Source organism: Propioniciclava soli, from assembly GCF_038502305.1.
Taxonomy (GTDB): domain Bacteria; phylum Actinomycetota; class Actinomycetes; order Propionibacteriales; family Propionibacteriaceae; genus Propioniciclava; species Propioniciclava soli.
Map to the genome: position 1 here is coordinate 2,495,702 of NZ_CP115965.1, position 23,216 is coordinate 2,518,917.

Genomic DNA, 23,216 nt, shown 5'->3' on the forward strand with positions numbered 1-23,216 from the left:
ACCTCAGCTAGCGAAGGAATCCTCATGAGCGAGACCTACCTGGACGCCGCCCTCCCACCCGAGGAGCGCGCGGCGGCGCTGCTCCCCCTCTTGAGCCTGGACGAGAAGATGGCGCAGGTCTCGTGCCTGTTCCCGCCCGACATCGCCGACCCCGCGATGGTCGAGCGGGTCCGCCCCGGTGGCATCGGCCACGTGTCGGCGCTGGAGGCGCGGCTGGTCGAGCGCCTGCCCGACGTTGCGGCCGCCCAACGCCGGCTGCAGACCACGATCATGGACGCCGGCGAGCACCGCATCCCCGCCATCTTCCACATGGAGGGCGCCTGCGGGGCGTACCTCCCGGGCGCGACCAGCTTCCCCGTCCCCATCGGCCGGGGCGCCGGCTTCGACCCGGACCTGGAGGAGCAGATCGGCCGCGTGGTCGGCCGCCAGGAGCGGACGCTCGGCATCACGATGACGCTCGCCCCCGTGCTTGACGTGGCGTACGACCCGCGGTTCGGCCGGCACGGCGAGTCGTACGGGGAGGATCCGGCTCTGGCGTCCGCGCTCGGGGCGGCGTACACGCGCGGCGTCCAGGACGACGACGGGTCGGGCCGGGCCACGTACGCGGTGGCAAAGCACTTCGTGGGCTCCCACCAGGTGACCGGCGGCATCCACGGGGCGCATGTGGAGACGCCCACCAGGAACCTCATCGAGACCTACGCCACCCCCTTCCAGGCCGCCATCACCCTCGGCGGACTGCGCGGGGTCATGCCGTCCTACAACCTGGTCGACGGCACGCCCATGTCCGCGTCGGAGCGCCTGCTCAACGGGCTGCTGCGCCACGACATGGGGTTCACCGGGCTCGTCGTCTCCGACTACGGCGCGGTCGGGCAGATCCACGGGCTGCATCGCGTGGGCGAGTCCCCGGCCGCGGGCGGCGTCCTGGCCCTGCGCGCCGGCACGGACGTCGAGTTCCACGTCCCCGAGGCCTACGCCGACGAACTCAAGGGCTGGTTCGCCACCGGACGCGCGGACGCGGCCCTGCTCGACCGCGCCGTGCTCCGCGTCCTGGAGGCCAAGTTCCGGATGGGCCTGTTCGAGGACCCCTTCGCCCCCGAGGCCGACGTGCCCGAGCGCTTCGACGACGCGGACGCCTCGGCGATCGCGCTGCAATCGGCACGACAGTCGCTGGTGCTGCTCCGCAACGACGGCGTCCTCCCGCTCACGCCGTCCGGAGCCCGCAAGGTCGCGGTCATCGGCTGCCACGCGGCCTCGTCGCGATTCTTCTTCGGCGGCTACACCCACCTGTCGATGGCCGAGGGCATGTTCGCCGCCAACGCGAGCATGGCGGGCACCGTCGGGGAGACCAAGCAGCTCCAGCGGACCATCCCCGGCACCCAGATCCAACCCGACGACGACCCCGTCTTCGAGGACCTCGTCCACCGCATGTACCCCGGCATCCGGACGCTGCGCAACGAACTCGAGGCGCGCCTACCGAACGCCGAGGTCGCCTGGGCGTACGGCTACCCGATCGCCGGCCCCGACGACTCCGGGCATGCCGAGGCCCTCGCGCTCGCCGAGTCGGCCGACCTCGTCATCCTCACCCTCGGCGGCAAGCACGGCACGTCGTCCATCGCCGCGATGGGCGAGGGCGTGGACGCCACCGACATCAACCTGCCGCCCTGCCAGGACGCCCTCATCGAGAAGCTCGCCGCCCTCGGCAAGCCCCTCGTCGGCGTCCACATCGACGGCCGGCCCATCTCGAGCGACGCCGCCGACCGGCACCTCAACGCCATCATCGAGGCCTGGAACCCCGCCGAGCACGGCGCCCGCGCCATCGTCGACCTCCTGCTCGGCGAAGTCGACCCCAGCGGCCGCCTGCCGGTCAGCGTCGCACGGAACGCGGGCCAAGTGCCCGTCGTGTACCGGCATCCACGCGGATCGGCGTGGCACCAGGGCGGCAGCATCGGGTTCGCCGACTACGTCGACTGCCCCCACACCCCGCGCTACCCCTTCGGACACGGGCTCACCTACACCACCTTCGCGTACGCCGACCTGCGCGTCGAGGCCGCCGAGGTCGCCCCCGACGGCGCCGTGTCCGTCACCGTTCGGCTCACCAACACCGGCGAGCGGGCGGGAACCGAAGTCGTCCAGCTGTACGCAACCGACCGGTTCGCGTCCCTGGCCCGTCCCGTGCTGGAGCTGGTCGGCTTCCGCCGGGTGACCCTGGAACCCGGCGCGAGCACCGACGTCACCTTCCGGTTCCCCGTCACCCAGCTGGCGTTCCTGGACGCCGACCTGCGCTGGGTGGTCGAAACCGGGGAGATCGACCTGCTCGTCGGGGCGTCCTCGGAAGACATCCGCCTGCGCGGCGAGATACGGATCGCGTCGAACGCCAACGTCGAGGGACGCGACCGCGGCTTCTTCGCCGAAACGAGCGAGGCTCAGGCGGTGCGCGAGCGCGCCGCCTCAAGCAGCTCGGCCTTCTGATCCCGCGTGCGAGCGAGCTCGGCGAGGTAGGAGGCCTTGTCGGCATCCACCTGGGCCTTCACCGCGGCCTGCTCGGCCAGCGCCGTGTCGCTGCCGTCGTTCTTGGCGGTACGCGCGGCGAGCTTGTCGGTGGCCGCGTTCTCGGCGATGGCGGTGCGGACGTTGTCCTCCGTCTCCGCCAGCGAGGTCTCCAAAGCGTCGACGCTCATCTGTTCGGCGAGCCGCGCGCGCAGGTCGAAGACGTCCCACTCCGGCTCCGGCCAGCCCAGGTCCATCTCGATGAGCGTCTGGGTGAGGATCGACACGATGGCCGTCCGCGAATACCACTTCCGGTTGGCGGGGATGACGTACCACGGTGCGTGCTCGGTCGAGGTCCGGGCAAACACGTCGGCGTAGGCGGCCTGGTAGTCGTCCCACTTCGCGCGTGTGGTCAGGTCGTTCTCGCTGAACTTCCAGCGCTTGTCGGGCCGGTCGAGGCGCTCCATGAGCCGGACGCCCTGCTCGTCATGGCTCACCATGAGCGCGAACTTCAACACGATGGTGCCGGACTCGACCAGGTCGGCCTCGAAGGCGTTGATCTCGTCGTAGCGGGGCTCCCACTCCTTCTGCGGCACCAGGTCGTCGACGCGCACGACCAACACGTCCTCGTAGTGGCTGCGGTCGAACACGCCGATCCTGCCCGCCGGCGGCAGTGCCTTCTTGATTCGCCACAGGTAGTGGTGCTTGCGCTCCTCCTCGGTCGGCGGGCCGAACGAGCGCAGCGCCACCCCCTGGGGGTCGACCAGCGACATCACGTGGCGGGCCACGCCGCCCTTGCCCGCGGTGTCGAGGCCCTGCACCACGCACAGCACCGAGCGGGTTCCGCCGGCGCGCCCCTCGGCGTAGAGCCGCTCCTGCAGCTCGGACAGCAGCCCAGCCCGGTCCGCCATGAAGGCCTTGCCCTCGGCCTTGCCACCGTCGAAGCCCGGCTTGCCGCCCCGGTCGAAGCGGGCCAAGTCGAAATCCGGGCCCGCACGCAGCAGGTCACGGGGGTCGGCCTGCCACGGGTTTGGGGTGTTCAGTTCGTCCTTGCCCATGCTTCCTCCTCGAATCGGGATGCGGATGTGACCACCCATGCTAGGCGAGCCCTCCGCCATTCCCCCGAGCGCGTCCCTGCCTACGCGACGCGTCGCCGGCGCGTCAGCACCCGGCCCACCCGGACCAGGACTGGGAAGAGCGCATCGCGGCGCCGGAGCCACGGGCCGAGGATCTCGCGGTAGGGCGTCCGCCCGGCCTGCGGCCCGAACATCTTGCCCTCCACCTGCAGGACGTCCGAGCCCACCAGCTTGCCGAGCGCCCCGGCGATCCGGAAGGCGACCCCGGCGAAGCGGCGGGCTGGGTCAGGGTCGCGGACGTTCTCCATGAGGTGGTGGGCGTACTCCCCCAGCGCGGCCAGATCCGGCATGCGCTGGGTGCTGTAGTCGGTGAACGGCGTGGCCGAGCCGGACGCCATCTGCTCGGCCAGCAGGCAGCAGTCCTCCAGCCCCGAGTTGACGCCCTCACCGGTGGGCGGGATGACGCCGTGGGCGGCGTCCCCGAGGAGCACGAGCCACTCGTCGACGTGCACGACGGGGCAGCGCACGACGGCCCCCGTGAAGGAGCCGCGGCCGAAGAACGCGGCGTGATCGGCGTCGGTGAACAGCGGTGCGGCCTTCGCCGCGTGGGCGGTGACGTAGCGCTCGAGCGCGGCCACGTTCTCCGGCGTCGCCTCCGACGCACCCAGGAAGGCGGCCTCGTCGTCACCCTCGCGCAGCGACAGGGCCAGGCACCACACCCCGTTCTTCAGCGTCGAGGTGTAGATGCCCTTGTCGCTGAAGATGTAGTGGCAGGCCGGGTCCATGCCGGGAGCGGCGGCGTCCGGACGGGAGAACAGCACCCGGAACTGGACGCCCCACGGGTCCACGTCGGGGGTGAAAGCGGGCAACTGTTCGGCGAGGGACGTCCGCGTCGCCGACCACACGCCGTCGGCCGCGACGACCCGGGCCCCGGACGCGTCCACCTCATGCGTCGCACCGTCGGCGTCCTCGAACAGCAGCCGCTTGCCCGCCACGTCGACGCGCGTGAGCCTGCGCCCGGTGGTGAGGGTGATGTGGGGGTTGGTCTCGGCGGCCTCCAACAGCAGGGCGGTGAGGTGCGCACGGGTGGTGGCGAGCAGCGTGCCGCTGGGCAGCTCGGCCACCTGGCGGCGTCCCGCGTGGATCCGAAACGCGGCGACCACCTGGGCGTCGGCACGCAACCGTTCGAGCAGCGCGGGGTCGATGCGCCGCAGGGCCTCCTGGCCTCGCAGGTTCACACCGATCGGGTAGCTGTTGGCGTCCGACAGCGCGAGGGTCGCGTGGGACTCGTACACGGCGACCGGGCGGTTCTCACTCGCCAGCAACAGGGCCGCGGCCAGGCCCACGGGCCCGGCACCGATCACGACGACCGGCTCGGTCACAGCGTCATCCACCGACATGACACCTCCTTCTCTCGGGACCCTCATCGTCGCCACCGGGCGCGGGCCGGTCAAACCCGGGCGTCAGGTGGTCCAGGATGGTCACATGGCTGAGGGGCACGCCGTCCACGGGATGGCCGCGCGGGTGCGGCGCTTGGTGGACCAGCCCGGACGCTCGCAGGGCCCGGTCACCGAGCAGTTCGATCCGCGCGCGCTCGACGGCCGGGCCGTCGCGGGCGCCGAGGCCCACGGCAAGCACCTGCTGATCCACCTCCACGGCACCGATCTCAGCCCGCACCTGCACCTGGGCATGCACGGGGCGGTGTCGGTCCGGCAGCACCGGCGTGCACTCGGCCCGGACGACCTCCCCCGCACCGACCCGCCCGACCCGGCCGGGCTCGCCTGGCGTCACCTCACGGCCACGCACCTGCTCGAGGTGACCCGCCCCACCGTCTGCGAGCTGCTGGACGCCGACGGTCGGGCCGCCCTCCACGCGCGCCTGGGCCCCGACCCGCTGCGCGACGACGCGGACCCGGCCGAGGCCATCGCCCGACTCCACGCGTCGCGGCGTGCCATCGGTGCCCTGCTGGTCGACCAGTCAGTCGTCTCCGGGATCGGCAATGTCTACCGCGCCGAACTGCTGTGGCGGGCGGGCCTCGACCCGCACACCCCCGGCAACGCCCTCGACCCCGACACGCTGCGCGCGCTGTGGGACGACGCCTTCGATCTCATGACGATCGGGCTGGGCGCCGGCTGGATCGTCGCCCACCCCACCCAGCTCGCGGACGCCCGGGCCCTGCTCGCCCGGGGTGAGGCCGTGCCGCGCTGGCCGAAGCGCTACGCGGTCTACCTGCGCCGCGGCGAACCTTGCCCGCGGTGCGGCACGCCGGTGGCGTCCGAACGCCTCGGCCTGCAGACCATGTACTGGTGCCCGGGCTGCCAGCAACAGCCGGCCTGACGCGACGACGCCCCAAGCCAGCGTGGACTCCGGCCCGTCCGCGGTGCAAGATGGGCCCGTGGGGCACCGGGCCCCACCGGGACCGGTCGTCGCTCCCCCCGGCGCGGGCGGACCCCTCCGACGGAAGGCCGCCCATGCCCGACCAGCACTCCCATCCGACCACGCTGACGGTGAACGGCGAACGCCACGACCTGGTGCTCGACCCCCGCGTGTCGGTGCTCGATGCGCTGCGCGACCGGCTGGGTGTCACGTCGGTGAAGAAGGGCTGCGACCACGGGCAGTGCGGGGCCTGCACGGTGATCGCCGACGGACGCCGCATCGTCAGCTGCCTGGCGCTGGCGGTCTCCTACGACGGCGCCGAGGTCACCACGGCCGAGGGGCTGGGGAGTGTCGGCGCGCTCGGCGCGCTGCAGGAGGCCTTCGTCGACCGCGACGCGCTCCAGTGCGGCTACTGCACCCCCGGGCAGGTCTGCTCCGCGGAGGCGATGTTGGCCGAGGCCGAGGCGGGCATGCCCTCGCACGTCACCGCCGACGTCGCCGCGCTCGACCCAGTGCGGCTGAGCCCCGAGGAGGTGCGGGAGCGCATGAGCGGCAACCTGTGCCGGTGCGGCGCCTACCCCAACATCGTGGACGCGATCCTCGACGTCGCCGGGGAACGGGGCCTGGCATGAAGGCCTTCGCGTACGCCCGGCCGGGTTCGATCGCCGAGGCCCTCGAGCTGGCCGGCGACGGCGACGACACCCAGACCGCGTACCTGGCCGGCGGTACCAACCTGGTGGACCACCTCCGTCTCGGCATCGCGCGCCCCGACACCCTGATCGACCTCAGCCGCCTGGACTTCGGCGGCGTCGAGGAGACCGCTGATGGTGGCCTGCGCATCGGCGCGAACGTCCGCAACGCCGACCTGACGGCCGACCCCGCGCTGCGCCGCCGCTTCCCGTTCGTCAGCGAAGCCTTGCTCGCGGGGGCGTCCGGGCAGCTGCGGTCGATGGCCTCCACCGGGGGCAACCTGCTGCAGCGCACCCGCTGCGTCTACTTCCAGGACCGCTCGACGCCGTGCAACAAGCGCGAGCCCGGGTCCGGCTGCTCCGCCCTCGACGGCTACGGCACGTACAACGCCCTGATCGGCGCGTCCGAGCACTGCGTGGCGGTCCACCCCTCCGACCTGTGCGTTCCGCTCGCCGCGCTGGACGCGATCGTCCACGTCACCGGCCCCGGCGGTGAGCGGGCCATCCCGTTCGACCAGTTCCACCGGCTCCCGGGGGACGCCCCCGAGCGCGACACGACGCTGGAGGCGTCCGAGATCATCACGGCCGTGGAGATCTTGGCCCTGCCGTGGGCGTCGCGCTCGCGCTACCGCAAGGTGCGCGACCGCGCCTCGTACGCCTTCGCGCTGGTGTCGGTGGCGGCGGCGGTGGACGTCGCCGACGGCGTCGTCACCGATGTGCGGCTCGCGCTCGGCGGCGTCTCCCACAAACCCCACCGCGCCCGGGCGGCCGAGGACGCGCTGCGCGGCCAACCGGCCACCCCTGCGGCGTTCGAGGCGGCCATCGATGCCGAACTCGAGGCGGCGCGTCCGGGCAAGGACAACGCCTTCAAGGTGGGCCAGTTGCGGCGCACGACCGTCGCCGTCCTCACCGAACTCACCCAGACCGAGGGAGACCGGCCATGACCGCGACGCGCGACGCCCAGGGCCGATCGTCCGAATCGCCCGTGCTGCCCCTCCACGCCGCACCGGATCCGCAGCGGTCGGCCGGTCCGCGCGAACCCAGCGTGGGCACCGACCGGCGCCGGGTGGATGCGCCCCTCAAGGTCACCGGTACGGCCCCCTACGCCTACGAGCACCCGACCACGAATCCGTGTCACGTCTGGCCGGTGCTCTCCACGATCGCGCGCGGCACGCTCATCGGCGTGGACGCCTCCCGCGCCGCCGCGGTGCCGGGGGTCATCCGGGTGCTGACCCACGCCGACGCACCCCGGCTGCGCGTCAAGGCCGACGCCGGCCTGTGGATCCTGCAGGGCCCCGAGGTGCACCACCGCGGCCAGATCGTCGGCGGGGTCATCGCCGACACCCCCGAGGCGGCCCGCGAGGCCGCCGAACTCCTGGTGTTCACCTACGACGAGGCACCCTCGAAGGTCGAGCTCGACCCGGACGACCCGGACGTGACCACCGCCAAGGTCGTGCTCATGCGGCCCGGGAGCGAGACCAAGGGTGACCCGGAGCAGGGCTGGGGCGAGGGCGTCCACCGCGTCGACGCGACGTACGAGCACACGGCGCACTACCACGCCCAGATGGAGCCGCACGCGGTCATCGCGACCTGGCACGAGGTCTCGCCGCTCGACGTGCGGGCCACGCGGCTCACGCTGCAGGACAGCAACCAGGGCCCGTTCCCGCACCGCCTGCTGCTCGCCCCCCTGCTCGGGCTGCTGCCGCACCAGCTCGACGTCAGCTCGCCCTACGTGGGCGGCGCGTTCGGCGGCAAGGCGTTCCCGCACCCCCACCTGGTGCTGGCCAGCCTCGCGGCCAAGATCGTGTCGCCGCGGCCGGTCAAGCTGGCCCTCACCCGGCAGCAGATGTTCAGCGTCGTCGGGCACCGGGCGGCGAGCAGCCAGCACGTGCGCCTGGCGGCGGACGCCGAGGGCCGACTCACGACGGTCGAGCACGTGTCGACGCAGGCGGCGTCCCGGGTCAAGAACAGCGTCGACCACTCCTGCATGTCGACGCGCATGATGTACGCCACGCCGAACCGGCACACCGAGCACCGCGTCCTCGAGCTCGACGTGCCGCCCTCGACCTGGATGCGCGCGCCGGGGGACTTCACCGGCATGTTCGCCCTCGAGACGGCGCTCGACGAACTCGCGCACACCGCGGGGATCGACCCGGTGGACCTGCGCGTGCGCAACGAGCCGGACGTCGACCCCGAGAACGGCAAACCGTGGAGCACGCGGGCCCTCGTCGCCTGCCTGCAGCGGGGTGCGGAGCGCTTCGGCTGGGACGAGCGTCAGGCCCCGGGCCAGCGGCGCGACGGCGAGTGGCAGGTCGGGCTCGGCATGGCGTCGGCGGTCTTCCCGAACATGCACATGGTCACGTTCGCCGCGAAGATCCTGTTCACCGGAGGCCGGTACGTCGTGCAGCTCCAGGCCTCCGACATCGGCACCGGCGCCCACACGGTGTTGGCGCAGATCGCGGCGGACGCGCTGGGCGTGGACCCGGATCTGGTGGTCACCGACATCGGACGCACGGGCACGCCGATGGCGATGGTGGCCGGCGGCAGCTCGGGCACCTACGAATGGGGCAACTCGGTCGTGGCGGCCTGCGAGGCGTTCCGCCGCAAGCACGGCCTGCACCCGGCCGAGGGCGCCTCGGCGACGGGCCGCAGTGGCCCGCCCAAGGGCTCGAACAAGTACTCCCGCAACGCGTTCGGCGCCCACTTCGCGGAGGTCGCGGTGAGCTCGGTCACCGACGAGGTGCGGGTGCGACGGCTGCTCGGGGTGTACGCGGCGGGCACGATCATCAACCCGAGGACGGCCCGCAGCCAGGTGATGGGCGGCATGATCATGGCGCTCTCGGGCGCCCTACTGGAGGAGTCCTACCGCGACCCCCGGTTCGGGCACATCGCGAACGGCGACCTGGCGAGCTACCACATCGCCGCGCACGCCGACGTGCCGCCCATCGACGTCGAGTTCCTGCCCGAGCACGACCCGTGGTTCGGAGCCAAGGGATCCAAGGGCATCGGCGAGATCGGCATGGTCGGGACGCCGGCCGCCCTCGGCAACGCCGTGTTCAACGCCACCGGGAAGCGACTGCGCAGTCTGCCCTTCACGCCCTCGGCGCTGGCCGAGGCGTGAGCACGCACGGTCTGCTGCTGGCGGCGGGGGCGGGCACGCGGTTCGGCGGGCCGAAGGCGCTGGCCCGGGACGCCGACGGCTCGGCCTGGCTGCTGCGCGCCCTGGCGGCGCTGCGCCCCTGCGCGGGGATCACGGTGGTTCTCGGGGCCGGGGCGTCGCAGGCCGCGGGTCTGGTGCCGCCGTCGGTGCGGGCTGTGCTCGCGGCTCGGTGGGCCGACGGCCTGGGGGCGTCGCTGCGCGCCGGGCTCGATGCGGTGGCCGCGTCCGACCACGACGCCGTGCTCGTCTCGCTCGTCGACCTGCCCGACGTGGACGCCCGGGTGACCCAGCGGGTGCTGGCTGCCGCCTCCGGCGCGTCGGCCCTGGCGCGGGCCACCTACGGCGGCGTGCCGGGTCACCCCGTCCTGCTGGGCCGCGCGCACTGGGACGGCGTGCTGGCCACCGCGGTCGGCGACCGGGGCGCCGGCTCCTACCTGGCCGCGCACATCGACCGGGTGCGGGGCGTCGAGTGTGGCGACCTGGCGAGCGGTGCCGACGTGGACGTCAACACCGGGGCGGGGCTGCAACCGGGGGGCGTCCGTGCGTGACGTGATGCCCGAGCTGCTGGCGTGGTGGGACGCCGGCGCGACGGTCGCGCTCGCTACGGTGGTCGCGACGTTCCACTCCTCGCCGCGTCCGGCCGGTGCGGCCATGCTGGTCGGGCCGGACGCGACGGTGGTCGGCTCGGTGTCGGGCGGCTGCGTCGAGGGCGCGGTCTACGAGCTGGCCGGCTCCGTCGTGACCTCGGGGACGCCGGCCCTGCAGCGCTACGGCGTCTCCGACGACGACGCGTTCGCCGTCGGGTTGACGTGCGGGGGCGTCCTCGACGTGTTCGTGGCGCCGGTCTCACGGGAGACATTTCCCGAGCTGGGCGAGGTGGCGCGTTGGGTGGAGGCCGGCGAGCCGGTCGCGGTCGCGACCGTGATCGAGCACCCCGACCCCGGCTGGCTGGGTCGCCGGCGGGTGGTCACTGCGGACGCCGCGGACGCCGTGGGCGGGTCGCTGGCGTCCGAGCGGGCGGACGCGGCGGTGGCGGACGACGCGCGGGGATTGCTGGCGCTCGGCCAAAACGGGACGCTGACCTACGGGCCGGACGGCGAGCGCCGCGGCGAGGGCCTGCGGGTCTTCGTCGAGTCGTTCGCGCCGCGGCCGCGGATGATCGTGTTCGGCGCGATCGACTTCGCGGCCGCGGTGGCGCGCATGGGCACCTTCCTCGGCTACCACGTCACCGTGTGCGACGCGCGGCCGGTCTTCGCGACACGGGCGCGATTCCCCGAGGCGGACGCGGTGGTGGTGGACTGGCCGCACCGCTATCTCGCTCACGAACGGGACGCCGGCCGCCTCGACGAACGCACCGTCATCACCGTGCTCACCCACGACCCGAAGTTCGACGTGCCGCTGCTGGAGGTCGCCCTGCGCCTTCCCTCGCTGGCCTACCTCGGCGCCATGGGCAGCCGCCGCACCCACGAGAACCGGACGGCGCGGCTGCGCCAGGCCGGGGTGCCGGAGGAGGAGCTGGCGCGGCTCGCGAGCCCGATCGGCCTCGACCTGGGCGGTCGGACGCCTGAGGAGACGGCCATTGCGATCGCCGCCGAGATCGTGGCGGTGCGCTGGGGCGGCTCCGGGGAGCGACTGTCCTCGCGGGCGGGCCGGATCCACCATGCCGGACCAGCGTCGGTTGTCAACGAACCCCCCACGCACTAGAGTCACCTGTGACATCTACGTCATGTATGACATCTAAGGCTCCCCATGCGAACCATCGATACGTCGAGCATCCCTACCGCCCAACTCCACCAGCTCACCCGTTTCGCCCAGGACGAGGCAGGGCCAGAGCTGCGCGATGTGCTGCTCTCCTTGAGCCCCTTCATCAACGCCGGCGCTTCGCTTCTCGTCGATGACGGGACCGACATGTCCCCCGCTCAAGTTGCTCAACACCTGGGGATGAGTCGAACCCACCTCTACAAACTGCTGGATCGGGGGGAGATCGTGTCGCATCGCGTAGGGCGTGACCGCCGCATTCGGCTCGGTGATGTGCTCGCCTTCGAGCAGCAGCGACAGCAGGATCGCCGCGAACTCGCCGAGCGCTTCGCGCGGCAACGCCAGACTCGCCAAGACGCCGTCGATGAGGTCGCCGACCTCCTGTGATCGAGGACCTCTCTTGGCAATGTCAGACCCGACCTGCATCATCATGCCGTGCACAGTCGACGCGCCCGACCCACCCTACGACTGCTCCGTGAGGATCTGCAGGACGGTTGGACATCACCTCACCCGCGCCGTCTGCTGGACGAAGAGCGGTTGGATGAGCTTCAGCCCCTGAGTGAGCTGCCCCACCCACTCATCGCCAAGTCTGCGCAATCGGTCGGCCCGGACGCCACCACGGACAACGTCGTGGGCCCGATTGCCGTCAGCACACAGTTCCCGCTGTGGGAGGTGAAGACGGGCCAGTGGCGAGGCGGCATCCACCTGGACCCACAGTCGGGTGTGGCTTGGCTCGTCGTCGCCGGCCTGGCGAAAGGCGATCACGAAGATCGGGACGACTTCTACCAGCGCGTCCAACGCGAGCACGCCACGGGCGATCCGACGCGATGGCTCCCGACCGACCTGGACCAGCGACTGCTCAAGCGCGAGACTGCCGCCCGCCTGATGACGGAGTGGGAACTACTCATACAGAGGCAGCTGTTCGATGCGCTGCGTTCTGTCAGCGGTGGGGGCACGACTCGGGTTGAAATTGGGCACCCCCACAGCGGCCGTGGTGCGTTGGCCGTCCTCGACATCACCGTCACACCGGTCCGTGACGACTCCTACGAGGCGGACGAGATGGAGGTGACGGTGATGCCGGCGTCGGCTCAGGCCGGGAGCGCCTTGGTGTGGCAGTTGACGATCCGCTCCTTGATCACGTTCTCTCCGCCCGAGCAGGGGTGGGATCGGTATCGGGACACGTACTCCGTGATCGAGGAGCCCGGCTACTTCGCGGCGCGGGCAGCCGAACTGGCCGTGATGGTCAACGACCACGAGCTTGCTGTCTCCCAGCCCGGCGGCCATGCCCACTTCACCCATCGCCACCATCTCGCCGGCAAGACGGTTCACGGTGAGGCTGTCCGCGCATTGTGTGGTGTCTTCTTCGTACCAAAGCGGGATCACGAGGCGCTACCAACCTGCCCCAGGTGCGAGCAACGCATGGATGAGCTGCCGACGTGAGCGTGCTGGACCCTGCCGGAGCACCGGTCAGCTCTCAATCGAGCATCGAGCGCAGCGTCCGCCGGTAGGTGGTGAAGGCGACTCGCCCCTCCTCGGTGAGTCGGGCGGTCGTCGCGCGACCCTGCTTGCGGGTCAGGACGTACCCGGCGTCCTCGAGCTTGCGCAGGTGGGTGATCAGATTGCCAGCGGTGAGTTGGTGCAGACTCTGCAGGCGGCTGAAGGAGAGATCGTCACCGGGGCCCAGCGCGGCGAGCGTCACCATGATCCGTAACCGCACCGGGGCGTGGATCACGGGATCGAGCGGGTCAGGCACGCCGGCGCCTCGCGACGGCCAGACCGGCGGCCACGAGCAGTCCGCCGCCCCCGGCCACACCCGCGACCAACGGCGCCCAGACTGGCCCCGTCCAGCTGGCGACGCCCCCCACGGCGATGATGCCGACCCCGAGCCGGACCAGCAACGGGTCGTCCCACACCGCCCCGCTGAGCAGATACATCAACCCGGCAATGAGCACCGCCCCGGCGGTCATCATCACGCTGGCAGCCTCCGGCGTGCCGTACACGGCCACGCCGCCCGCCACCAGCACGAACCCGCCATAACCCACACCCCAGCCGAGGCCCAGCCGTGCGCCGGTGCGCGCCGTCCGGCCGCCGACACCCCGGGTGGCGCGGGTGGTCGCGATCGCGGTCACCACGCCTGCGACCAGCAACAACGCGAAGAACACCAGCGAACTCAGCGTGCCGGGCGGGGTGTAGCTGGAGTGAGCGCGGACGTCGAGCCACAGCGCGAGGAATCCCACGAGCCAGGCGACGCCCCACGCCAGCAACTGCACCGGCAGGTTCACCGCCAGGGCTCGCCGCACACGGGACTCCTCATCCTCGATCATCCCGAGCGCCTCGCCCGGGTCGAAGGCTTCAGTCATGGCACGCCCCCCTCACCTTGACCGCTCTCGCGCGCCCTCATGTCCCGCCAACTTTGCGGTACAAACATGATCCTGCGGGGCCGTCGGTGGCGTCAAGGGTCGGCGTCACGGCCGGTCGGACCACCCCGCCCGTGCCACACTGCTGCCCATGAGCGACCCTTCCCCCGCCACGACGCCGTGGCCCGCCGGTCTGTCCGCGCCGGCCCGCCGGGCGCTGGAAGCCGTCGGGTACGCACGAACGTCCGACCTCACGCGGGCGCGCTTCGTCGACCTGGCCGGGCTCCACGGCGTCGGGCCGAAGGCCCTCGACCTGCTCAGCGCCGCCCTGACCGAGGCAGGGCTCGACTTCGCCGAGCCCGCGCCGCGCAGCCAACAGCAGTGGCGCCGGGCGATGGGCACCGCACGGCCGGCGGGCACGGGCGAGGACGCGGCCCGCGAGGCGCGCCGCCGCAGCGCCGCCGCAGCGGGCGCGGCGTCCACACCGAAGGCGCCCCCGGTGGTGCTGGACGTGGGCGGCCGCGACGTGCGCATCTCCAGCCCGGACCGCGTGTACTTCCCCGAGACGGGCTGGACCAAGCTCGACGTGGTGCAGTACTACCTGGCGGTGGGGCCGGGGATCCTGCGCGCGCTGCGGGACCGGCCCACCATGCTGCACCGCTTTCCGAAGGGGTTGGCCGGGGAGAAGGTCTTCCAGAAGCGGCTGCCCTCGGGGGCCCCGCCGTGGGTCACCACCGTTCGCCTGCACTTCCCCCGCTACGACCTGCACGCCGACGAGCTGTGCCCCACCGAGCTGGCCGAGATCGCCTGGGCGGGGCAGATGTCGACGGTGGAGTTCCACCCGTGGAACGTGCGCCGCTCCGACGTGGACGCCCCCGACGAGTGGCGCATCGACATCGACCCGATGCCCGACGCGGGCTGGGAACGCGTCGTGCGCGTGGCCGGGGCCGTGCGCGCCACCCTCGACGAGCTCGGCGTCACCGGTTACCCCAAGACCTCCGGCGGCAACGGCATCCACGTGTACGTGCGCATCCCGCCCGACCGGGGTTTCGCGGACGTCCGCCGCGCCGCCTGGGCCTTCGCGGTGGCAGTGGAGGAGCGGCTGCCCGACGACGTCACCACCGCGTGGTGGCGACGCGAGCGCCGCCCCGACCAGGTGTTCCTCGACTACAACCAGAACGCCCGCGACCACACCCTCGCCAGCGCGTATTCCCTGCGCGGCAACCCCCGGGGCACCGTGTCGACCCCGTTCCGCTGGGACGAGCTGGACGCGCTCGACCCCCGCGACTTCACCCTGGCCACGGTGCCGGGCCGGTTCGCCGAGCTCGGCGACCTGATGGCCGGCATCGATGACGAAGCCTTCTCCCTCGATGCCCTCGTGGAGCAGGCGGATCGGCTCGAGGCCGACGGCCGCAGCATCGGCAGCCTGCCGGAACCGGGCTGACGGCGCACGATCGCGACAGGGCACAATGGTGCCCGTGCCTCGTGACCTGACCTCGTTCGACCGCGTCCGCCTCGCCGCGGGCACCGTTCTCGGGGACGCCGCCGCGTGGGCGTCCCGCCGGCTCGGCCGGGGCTCGGGCGCCTCGATCCGGGGCCAGATCCTCACGCGCGTCCAGCCGGACGCCTTCCGCCTGCTGCTCCGCGGCCGCCGCATCGCCGCGGTGACGGGCACGAACGGCAAGACGACCTCGACCCACCTCCTCGCCGCCGCGGTGCGCGAGGGGCTGGGGGCGGACGCCGCGCGCCTTGTCACCAACGCCGACGGGGCCAACCTGCACTACGGCATCGCGTCCGCGCTGGCCAAGGCGCCGAAGGCCGACACCGCCGTCCTCGAGACCGACGAGCGCGTGGTGGCCGACATGATCGCCCACGGCCGTCCCGAGGTGTTGGTGCTGCTCAACTTCAGCCGCGACCAGCTCGACCGCAACCACGAGATCAAGTTCCTCGGCCGCGCGTGGCGTGACTCCCTGACGGCAGCCGGGGACGCCGGCCCGGTGGTCATCGCGAACTCCGACGACCCCCTCGTGACGTGGGCGGCCGGTGCGGCGCGTCGCGTCGTCTGGGTCGACACCGCCAGCACGTGGGTCGCCGACGCGGCCCTGTGCCCCAACTGCGGTGACCTGCTCACCCGCGAGAACCCCAGCGCGGACGCCCCCACCGGACGGTGGGACTGCCCGGGCTGCGACCTCACCGAGCCGCAGGCCGACTATGTGGTGCGCGGCGACGCGGTCGAGCTGCCCGACCACACGGTCCGCGAGCTGACGCTGAACGTGCCCGGCAAGTTCAACGTCAGCAACGCGGCCATGGCGCTGGCGGCGGCCGTCGAGCTCGGGGTGCCGGTGTCGAAGGCGCTGACGGGGTTCCGCACCGTCCGCTCCCCCGCCGGCCGGTTCGCGGTGACCACGGTCAACGGCGTGGGCGTCCGCCTCGTGCTGAGCAAGAATCCGGCCGGCTGGGCCGAGTCGCTGCCGATGCTCGAGACACCGACGGTGGTGCTGGCCATCGACTCGGTGGCGGCCGACGGCAAGGACGTGAGCTGGCTGTGGGACGTCGAGTTCGAGCAGCTGCGGGGCAAGAAGGTGATCTGCACCGGCCCGCGCGCCTACGACCTCGCCGTCCGGTTGGCCTACGCCGAGGTGGAGCACGAGGTGTCGGTGGACCTGACCGACGCCCTGCGGATCGCCTCGATCGCCCCCCAGCCGGTCGACCTCATCGCCACCTACACCCCCTTCCAGAAGCTCCTCAAGATGGCAGGCCTCCGATGACCGCTCCGGTGAAGATCGTCCTCGTCTACCAGTCGCTGCTCGGCATCTACGGCGACCAGGGCAACAGCCTCGTCCTGGCCCAGCGGCTGCGCTGGCGCGGCATCGACGCCGAGGTCATGGTGGTCGAGCCCGGCGATCCGCTGCCGGCCGACGGCGCGATCTACTGCATGGGCGGCGGGGAGGACAACGCCCAGACCACGGCCGTCCGCGAGCTGACGAAGGACGGCTCGCTCTTCGCCGCGGTGGACGCCGGCGCCGTGGTGTTCGCGGTGTGCGCGGGTTACCAGATCTGCGGCCAGACGTTCACCATCGGCGAGACCGACGAGGTCCGCGAGGGCCTCGGCCTGCTCGACGTCACCACGACGCGCGGAGCCACCCGGGCCGTCGGGGAGATCCTGACCCGCTGGACGCGCCCCGACGGCTCGGAGTACCTGCTGTCCGGCTTCGAGAATCACGGCGGCTACACCCACCTCGGCCCGGACGCCACGCCGCTGGCCCGCGTCGAGCGCGGCATCGGCAATGCGGGCGACGGCACCGAGGGCGCCGTCCAGGGCCGCGTGATCGGCACCTACCCGCACGGACCGGTGCTGGCGCGCAACCCCGCCCTCGCCGACCACTTGCTCGGCCTGGCCCTCGACCGGGAGCTCGAACCGCTGGGCCGGGTGCAGTCCGTCCACGAAGGTCTCCGCCGCGAGCGCATCGCGTTCGTCCGGCGCTAGCTCCCGCGGTCGCGGCAACCGGGAGCGACCCGATTTCGTGAACACCGCGGCGGTGGGGTAACGTTCTTCCTCGCGCACCGCTAGCTCAACTGGCAGAGCAGCTGACTCTTAATCAGCGGGTTCAGGGTTCGAGTCCCTGGCGGTGTACCACTGGGGATCGGCCAGCGGTCCCAACCCGTTCACTGCGGAAGGTGCGATGTCCACCTCGGTGTGGGATCTCTACGGTGACGCGCTCCAGCGGCAGCCCCTCGTTGCACCCCCGTCACGCCGACGCGCGGCGTGGGCGTCCCTGTGGCGGTTCCGCACCTACCTGCGCCCCTACGCGTCCCGGTTCGTCATCATGTTCGTCGTCGCCCTGCTGGGCACGGGGGTCGGCATCGTGACGCCACTCATCGCGCGGGCCATCATCGACGGGCCGGTGGCGAACTCCGATCGGCCCGGGCTCTACGCCCTTGGCGCGCTGGCACTGGCCGTGGGCATCGTCGACGCGGTGTTGACGTTCGTCCGCCGCTGGATCGTCTCGATCGGCACGTTGGGCGCCGAGACCGGCATCCGGCTCGACCTGTACGCCAAGCTGCAACGCCTGCCGCTGGGTTTCCACGGCCAGTGGGATTCGGGCCAGCTGCTCAGCCGGGTCATGAACGACCTGTCGACGATGCGGCGATTCCTCGGGTTCGGGCTGCTGTTCCTGATCCTCAACGTGTTGCAGATCACCGTCGTCACGATCCTGTTGATCGGCATGTACTGGCCGATGGGCGTCGTGGTCGCCGTGTCGGCCGTGCCGGTCGTCGCCCTGTGCCTGCTCAACGAGCGCGCCTACACCCGGCTGTCGCGCCGCATCCAGGACCAGACGGGCGACGTGGCGTCCTCGGTGGAGGAATCGGTGCAGGGGCTGCGCGTCATCAAGGCCTTCGGACGCGGCCGCCACATGTTCGCCGAGTTCGACGAGCGCGCCACCCGCCTGCGGGCCACCGCGCTCGAGCGGGTGCGCAACGTGAGCCGGTTCTGGACCTTCCTGGAGGTCATCCCCACCGTCACGCTCATCGCAGTGCTGGCCATCGGCGCGCTCGCCGCAGCGCAGGACCGGCTCACCCTCGGCACCCTGGTGGCCTTCATCACGCTCATGTTGTCGCTGATCTGGCCGGTGGCCGCGCTCGGCTTCCTGCTCAGCATGACCCAGGACGCAATGACCGCGGCCGACCGCGTCTGCGAGATCCTGGACGCCCCCGAGACGATCGTCGACGGCCCGCGCGTCCTGGACGCCCCCCGCGGCGCGCTGCGCTTCACCGACGTGGCGTTCCGCTTCCCGGACGCCGACGACGACGTCCTGCACGGCGTCAACCTCACCGTCGCGCCCGGCGAGACGGTCGCTCTGGTCGGCGGTACGGGCTCGGGCAAGTCGACCTTGACCGCCCTGGTGGCCCGGCTGGCGGACGTGACGGCGGGCTCGGTCACGATCGACGGCGTCGACGTCCGCGACCTGAAGCTCGCCCACCTGCGCTCCCTGGTGGCGACGGCGTTCGAGGATCCGACGCTGTTCTCCATGTCGGCCCGGGAGAACCTGACGCTGGGGCGTCCGGACGCCACCGAGGCCGAGATCGACCAGGCCCTCGAGGTCGCCCAGGCGCAGTTCGTCCACGACCTGCCCTGGGGGCTCGACACCCGCATCGGCGAGCAGGGCATGAGCCTGTCGGGCGGCCAGCGGCAGCGGCTCGCCCTGGCCCGCGCGATCCTCACCCGGCCGCGGGTGCTGGTGCTGGACGACACCCTGTCCGCCCTCGACATCCACACCGAGGCGCTGGTCGAGGAGGCGCTGCGCCGCGTCCTGGTGGGCGTCACCGGCATCGTCGTCGCCCACCGGGCCTCCACCGTGCTGCTGGCCGACAAGGTGGCCCTGCTGGAGTCGGGCACGATCACGCACGTCGGCACCCACGCCGAGCTGCTCGCCGGCGTCCCGGAGTACCGCGAGCTGCTGAGCGCCGACTTCGACGCCGAGGCGGAGCTGGCATGAGCACCGCCGCTTCGTCCTCGCCCCCACCCCCCTCGACGCCGCCGGACGACGACACCTCCTGGCGCGGTGTCGCGGCCGAGGAGAACGAGCAGGCCGCCGAGGCCGCCGGCGTCCAGCTCCGCGGCCGCAGCCGCCGGCTCCTCGGTGAGCTGTTGCGCCCCCACCTGCGGCTCCTGCCGGTGCTCATCGTGGCCCTGGTGCTTGAGAACGTCGCCCGGCTGAGCGCACCCCTGCTGGTGCAGCGCGGCATCGACCTGGGCATCCCGCCCCTCATGGCCGACCGGGGCCCGCGCATCCTGCTGGAGGTGTTGGCCGTCATGGGCGTCGCGGTGGTCGTGCAGACCGTGGCCCGCGTGTTCTTCCTGCGGCTGTTCGGCCGCATCGGTCAAGACATCCTGCTCGCGTTGCGCCGCCGCGTGTTCCGCCACTTCCAGCGCCTCGACATCGCGTTCCACGACCGCTACACCTCGGGGCGGGCCGTCTCGCGGTTGACGTCCGACATGGACGCGATCGCCGAGCTGGTGGGGGGCGGCTTCGACGGGCTGGTCTCGGCGGTGCTGACGCTGCTGGGCGTCTCGGTGATGCTGCTCGTCCTCGACTGGCGCCTCGGCCTGGCGTGCCTGACGTCGGTGGTCTTCGTCGCGCTGCTCGTGCGCTGGTTCAGCACGGCCTCGGCCCGCACCTACCGGCGGGTGCGCGAGGCGTCCGCCCAGGTCATCGTGCACTTCGTGGAGTCGATGACCGGCATCCGGGCGGTGCAGGCCAACCGGCGCGAGCCGCTCAACCAGGAGCTGTTCACCGGGCTGGCGGACCGCTACCGGGCGGTCAACGTCACCTCGTTCCGGCTCGTGGCGGTCTTCATGCCGGGCATCCGCGGCATCGGCAACGTCACGACCGGTCTGGTGCTGCTGCTCGGCGGCCTGTTCGTCCTCGAGGGTTCGATGACGGTCGGCGTCCTCACCGCGTTCCTGCTGTACCTGCGGCAGTTCTTCGAGCCCATGCAGGAGATCAGCCAGTTCTACAACACCTTCCAGTCGGCGATCTCGGCGCTGGAAAAGCTGTCGGGCGTCCTGGAGGAGCAGCCGGCGGTGGCCGAGCCGGCCTCGCCCACCCCACTGCCCGACGCGTCGGGTGCGCTCGCGCTCACGGGAGTCGCGTTCTCCTACGTGGACGGCACCCCGGTGCTGCCGGGACTCGACCTCGCGATCCCGGCCGGCCAGACGGTGGCCCTCGTGGGCACCACGGGGGCGGGCAAAACCACCATCGCCAAGCTGCTGTGCCGCTTCTACGACCCGGACGCCGGCCGCGTCACCCTCGACGGGGTCGACCTGCGCGACCTGGCGGACGCCGAGCTGCGCCGCCACGTCGTCATGGTGACGCAGGAGAACGTGATGTTCGCGGGCTCGGTGGCCGACAACATCCGCTTCGGACGGCCGGACGCCTCCGATGAGGAGGTGACCGCCGCCGCCCGCGCCGTCGGCGCCGACGCCTTCATCGCCGCCCTGCCCGAGGGCTATGCCACCGACGTCGGCAAGCGCGGCGGCCGGCTCTCGGCGGGTCAACGGCAGCTCGTGGCCTTCGCGCGGGCGTTCCTGGCCGACCCGGCCGTGCTGATCCTCGATGAGGCGACGAGCTCGCTCGACATCCCGTCCGAACGGGTGGTGCAGCGGGCCCTGCGCACCGTGCTGGCCGACCGGACGGCCGTCATCATCGCGCACCGCCTGTCGACCGTCGAGATCGCCGACCGGGTGCTCGTGCTGGAGCACGGCCGGGTGGTGGAAGACGGATCGCCCGCCGGGCTGTTGGGCTCCGGCGGGCGATACGCGGCGCTCCACCGCTCGTGGATCGCGTCGTTGGGCTGACGGGCTACCCCTTGACGCCGCCCGCCAGCATGCCGCGGACGAAGAACCGCTGCAGCGCCAGGAAGACGATGACGGGCAGCAGCATGGCCACGAAGGCGCCCGCGGAGAGCAGGTGCCAGGCCTGGCCGCGGCTGCCGGCCATCTCGGCGATGGCCACCGTGATGGGGCGGTAGTCCGCGCGGGCGAAGGTCAGGCCGACCAGCAGGTCGTTCCACACCCACAGGAACTGGAAGATGCCGAACGAGGCGATCGCCGGCACCAACAGCGGCATGAGCACCTGGAAGAAGGTGCGCACGTGGCCGGCGCCATCCACCCGGGCCGCCTCGATGAGCGACCGCGGGATCTCCCGCATGAAGTTGTGCAGCAGGAAGATGGCGAGCGGCAGGCCGAAGATGGTGTGGGAGAGCCACACCGTCCAGTAGGTGCCGACGAGGCCGAACCGGACGTACTGGCTGAGCAGCGGGATGAGCGTGACCTGGATGGGCACGATCTGGAGCGCAAACACGGCGGCGAACAGCCAGTCGCGGCCCTTGAAGTCGATCCACGCGAACGCGTACGCGGCCAGCAGGGCCAGGATGATCGGGATGACCACCGAGGGGATCGTGATGATCAGCGAGTTCACGAACGGGCCGACGAGGTCACCCGAGCCCGTGAGCACCGTCTCGTAGTTCTCCAGGGTGAACATCGGGTTGGTGAACGCCGTCCACCAGCCGGTGCGCCGGATGGCGGACGGCTCGCGGAAGGACGTGATCAGCAGCCCGGCGGTGGGGATCGTCCACACGACCGCGATGATGACGGCGATGGCGGACGCCGCGGGCGACGACAGCCGCGTCTTGCTGTCCTCCTTCCGCTGCTCGGCCCGCGTCAGCTTGCGGGTGGGGCCGTGGACGGCGACGGCGGTGTTGTCGGTCATCGCTCCCCCTCCGTGATGCGCATCTGGCGCACGTTGTAGATGATGATGGGCAGGACCAGCACGAACAGCAGGACGGCCAGTGCCGCGCCAATGCCGCCGGCCTGGCGTCCGAAGGTCTGGGTGTAGAACTCCAGGGCGACGATGGAGGTGTCGAACTGGCCGCCCGTCATGGTGCGGACGATGTCGAACGCCTTAAGGGTGGCCATGGCGATCGTGGTGATGACCACGATGATCGCGGGCCGGACGCTCGGCACCGTAATCTGCCAGAACATCCGCATGCCGGTCGCGCCGTCCATCTTGGCGGCCTCGATGGTCTCGTCGGGGATGGCCTTGATGGCGGCGGAGAGCACCGTCATGGCGAAACCGGTCTGGATCCAGATCATGACGACGATGAGGTAGAAGGTGTTGTACGGGGCGTCCAGCAGGAACTGTTGGGTGGGCACCCCACCCAGGCCGAGGAGCGCGTTGAGCAGGCCGACCTGGCCGTCGTAGACGAACTTCCAGATGATGCCCGCGCCCACCATGGAGATGGCCATGGGCAGGAAGACCAGGGTCTTGGCGAACTTCTCGAACCGGGTGCGGTCGACGAGGACGGCGTAGACGAGACCGAGCGCGGTGGAGACCAGCGGCACGAGCAGCACCCAGAAGAAGGTGTTGCGCAGCACGATGAGGAACAGGTCCTGGCTGAAGACCGTGGCGTAGTTGTCAAGGCCGACGAAGGTCGACCCGTCGTTGGAGTACAGCGAGTTGCGCACCGTCATGATGGCGGGGATCAACAGGCCGAGCAGGATGAGCAGCAGCGCCGGCCCGAGGTAACCCAGGGCGGCGAACCAGCGCGGGAGGCTGGGGCGGTCGACCACCAGCAGAACCACGGCCATGACGGCGGCGAAGAGCGCGATCGCGACGAACATCACGATGAACTTCTCCACCGTGGTGTCCGGCTGCATGAGCCAGTCCATGGGGCCCTCCTTTCAGAAGGGGTCGTCGACCGGGGGCCCCGCCACGGCCGGTGCGGTCGTGGCGGAGCCCCCGGTGCGAGA

Annotated in this window: 20 protein-coding genes and 1 tRNA gene; 15 read left to right on the forward strand and 6 right to left on the reverse strand. The window is 71.8% G+C overall.

Annotated elements, in window-relative coordinates; translation table 11 throughout:
- Nucleotides 1-24 precede the first annotated feature (24 nt).
- Nucleotides 25-2,469, forward strand: coding sequence for a glycoside hydrolase family 3 N-terminal domain-containing protein (locus PCC79_RS11185; RefSeq protein WP_342371848.1), 2,445 nt, complete (start codon nucleotides 25-27; stop codon nucleotides 2,467-2,469).
- Here PCC79_RS11185 and PCC79_RS11190 read toward each other — a convergent pair.
- Both PCC79_RS11190 and PCC79_RS11195 read right to left on the reverse strand, forming a co-directional pair.
- Nucleotides 2,424-3,545, reverse strand: a complete 1,122-nt coding sequence (locus tag PCC79_RS11190; RefSeq protein WP_232549514.1) for a PPK2 family polyphosphate kinase — start codon at nucleotides 3,543-3,545, stop codon at nucleotides 2,424-2,426. The genes PCC79_RS11185 and PCC79_RS11190 overlap by 46 nt on opposite strands.
- A gap of 80 nt (nucleotides 3,546-3,625) precedes the next feature.
- On the reverse strand, nucleotides 3,626-4,963 hold the full coding sequence (locus PCC79_RS11195) for an NAD(P)/FAD-dependent oxidoreductase (protein WP_342371849.1): 1,338 nt from the start codon (nucleotides 4,961-4,963) through the stop codon (nucleotides 3,626-3,628).
- A gap of 85 nt (nucleotides 4,964-5,048) precedes the next feature.
- On the opposite strand from PCC79_RS11195, the gene PCC79_RS11200 reads away from it, so the two are divergent.
- The 8 genes from PCC79_RS11200 to PCC79_RS11235 all read left to right on the forward strand — a co-directional run bounded on the left by PCC79_RS11200 (nucleotide 5,049) and on the right by PCC79_RS11235 (nucleotide 12,986).
- Nucleotides 5,049-5,900: an Fpg/Nei family DNA glycosylase gene (locus tag PCC79_RS11200; protein WP_342371850.1), complete on the forward strand. Its 852-nt coding sequence runs from the start codon at nucleotides 5,049-5,051 to the stop codon at nucleotides 5,898-5,900.
- Nucleotides 5,901-6,034: 134 nt separating this feature from the next.
- Nucleotides 6,035-6,571, forward strand: a complete 537-nt coding sequence (locus PCC79_RS11205) for a 2Fe-2S iron-sulfur cluster-binding protein (protein ID WP_342371851.1) — start codon at nucleotides 6,035-6,037, stop codon at nucleotides 6,569-6,571.
- Nucleotides 6,568-7,572: a xanthine dehydrogenase family protein subunit M gene (locus PCC79_RS11210; RefSeq protein ID WP_342371852.1), complete on the forward strand. Its 1,005-nt coding sequence runs from the start codon at nucleotides 6,568-6,570 to the stop codon at nucleotides 7,570-7,572. Before PCC79_RS11205 ends, PCC79_RS11210 begins: the two co-directional genes overlap by 4 nt.
- Entirely contained in the window at nucleotides 7,569-9,749 is a 2,181-nt protein-coding gene (locus PCC79_RS11215) for a xanthine dehydrogenase family protein molybdopterin-binding subunit (protein WP_342371853.1), read from the forward strand. Before PCC79_RS11210 ends, PCC79_RS11215 begins: the two co-directional genes overlap by 4 nt.
- Nucleotides 9,746-10,336: a nucleotidyltransferase family protein gene (locus tag PCC79_RS11220; RefSeq protein ID WP_342371854.1), complete on the forward strand. Its 591-nt coding sequence runs from the start codon at nucleotides 9,746-9,748 to the stop codon at nucleotides 10,334-10,336. The genes PCC79_RS11215 and PCC79_RS11220 overlap by 4 nt, the downstream gene beginning before the upstream one ends.
- A complete protein-coding gene (locus tag PCC79_RS11225) occupies nucleotides 10,329-11,492 on the forward strand; it encodes an XdhC family protein (protein WP_342371855.1) in 1,164 nt (387 codons plus the stop codon). Before PCC79_RS11220 ends, PCC79_RS11225 begins: the two co-directional genes overlap by 8 nt.
- Nucleotides 11,493-11,537: 45 nt before the next feature.
- Nucleotides 11,538-11,933 (forward strand): helix-turn-helix domain-containing protein, encoded by a 396-nt coding sequence (locus PCC79_RS11230; protein WP_342371856.1) that lies wholly within the window; start codon nucleotides 11,538-11,540, stop codon nucleotides 11,931-11,933.
- 150 nt (nucleotides 11,934-12,083) lie between these two features.
- Entirely contained in the window at nucleotides 12,084-12,986 is a 903-nt protein-coding gene (locus PCC79_RS11235) for a DUF3039 domain-containing protein (RefSeq protein ID WP_342371857.1), read from the forward strand.
- Between the two features lie 34 nt (nucleotides 12,987-13,020).
- Here the strand turns inward: PCC79_RS11235 and PCC79_RS11240 are convergent, their stop codons facing one another.
- Entirely contained in the window at nucleotides 13,021-13,299 is a 279-nt protein-coding gene (locus PCC79_RS11240) for a transcriptional regulator (protein WP_342371858.1), read from the reverse strand.
- Nucleotides 13,292-13,906, reverse strand: coding sequence for a hypothetical protein (locus tag PCC79_RS11245; RefSeq protein WP_342371859.1), 615 nt, complete (start codon nucleotides 13,904-13,906; stop codon nucleotides 13,292-13,294). Before PCC79_RS11245 ends, PCC79_RS11240 begins: the two co-directional genes overlap by 8 nt.
- A 148-nt stretch (nucleotides 13,907-14,054) precedes the next feature.
- On the opposite strand from PCC79_RS11245, the gene ligD reads away from it, so the two are divergent.
- The 6 genes from ligD to PCC79_RS11275 all read left to right on the forward strand — a co-directional run bounded on the left by ligD (nucleotide 14,055) and on the right by PCC79_RS11275 (nucleotide 21,263).
- On the forward strand, nucleotides 14,055-15,347 hold the full coding sequence (gene ligD / locus PCC79_RS11250) for a non-homologous end-joining DNA ligase (RefSeq protein WP_342371860.1): 1,293 nt from the start codon (nucleotides 14,055-14,057) through the stop codon (nucleotides 15,345-15,347).
- Nucleotides 15,348-15,372: 25 nt separating this feature from the next.
- Complete coding sequence (locus tag PCC79_RS11255) at nucleotides 15,373-16,671, forward strand: MurT ligase domain-containing protein (protein WP_425325635.1); 1,299 nt, start codon at nucleotides 15,373-15,375, stop codon at nucleotides 16,669-16,671.
- Nucleotides 16,668-17,390, forward strand: coding sequence for a glutamine amidotransferase (locus PCC79_RS11260; RefSeq protein ID WP_342371861.1), 723 nt, complete (start codon nucleotides 16,668-16,670; stop codon nucleotides 17,388-17,390). Before PCC79_RS11255 ends, PCC79_RS11260 begins: the two co-directional genes overlap by 4 nt.
- A 74-nt stretch (nucleotides 17,391-17,464) precedes the next feature.
- Nucleotides 17,465-17,540, forward strand: a tRNA-Lys gene (locus PCC79_RS11265).
- A 46-nt stretch (nucleotides 17,541-17,586) separates the two neighbouring features.
- A complete protein-coding gene (locus PCC79_RS11270; RefSeq protein WP_342371862.1) occupies nucleotides 17,587-19,401 on the forward strand; it encodes an ABC transporter ATP-binding protein in 1,815 nt (604 codons plus the stop codon).
- Nucleotides 19,398-21,263, forward strand: coding sequence for an ABC transporter ATP-binding protein (locus tag PCC79_RS11275; RefSeq protein WP_342371863.1), 1,866 nt, complete (start codon nucleotides 19,398-19,400; stop codon nucleotides 21,261-21,263). Before PCC79_RS11270 ends, PCC79_RS11275 begins: the two co-directional genes overlap by 4 nt.
- A 4-nt stretch (nucleotides 21,264-21,267) precedes the next feature.
- On the opposite strand, the gene PCC79_RS11280 is transcribed toward PCC79_RS11275, so the two are convergent.
- Nucleotides 21,268-22,176, reverse strand: a complete 909-nt coding sequence (locus PCC79_RS11280; protein ID WP_232549501.1) for a carbohydrate ABC transporter permease — start codon at nucleotides 22,174-22,176, stop codon at nucleotides 21,268-21,270.
- Nucleotides 22,173-23,135, reverse strand: a complete 963-nt coding sequence (locus tag PCC79_RS11285) for a carbohydrate ABC transporter permease (RefSeq protein ID WP_232549500.1) — start codon at nucleotides 23,133-23,135, stop codon at nucleotides 22,173-22,175. Before PCC79_RS11285 ends, PCC79_RS11280 begins: the two co-directional genes overlap by 4 nt.
- Between the last annotated feature and the right edge of the window lie 81 nt (nucleotides 23,136-23,216).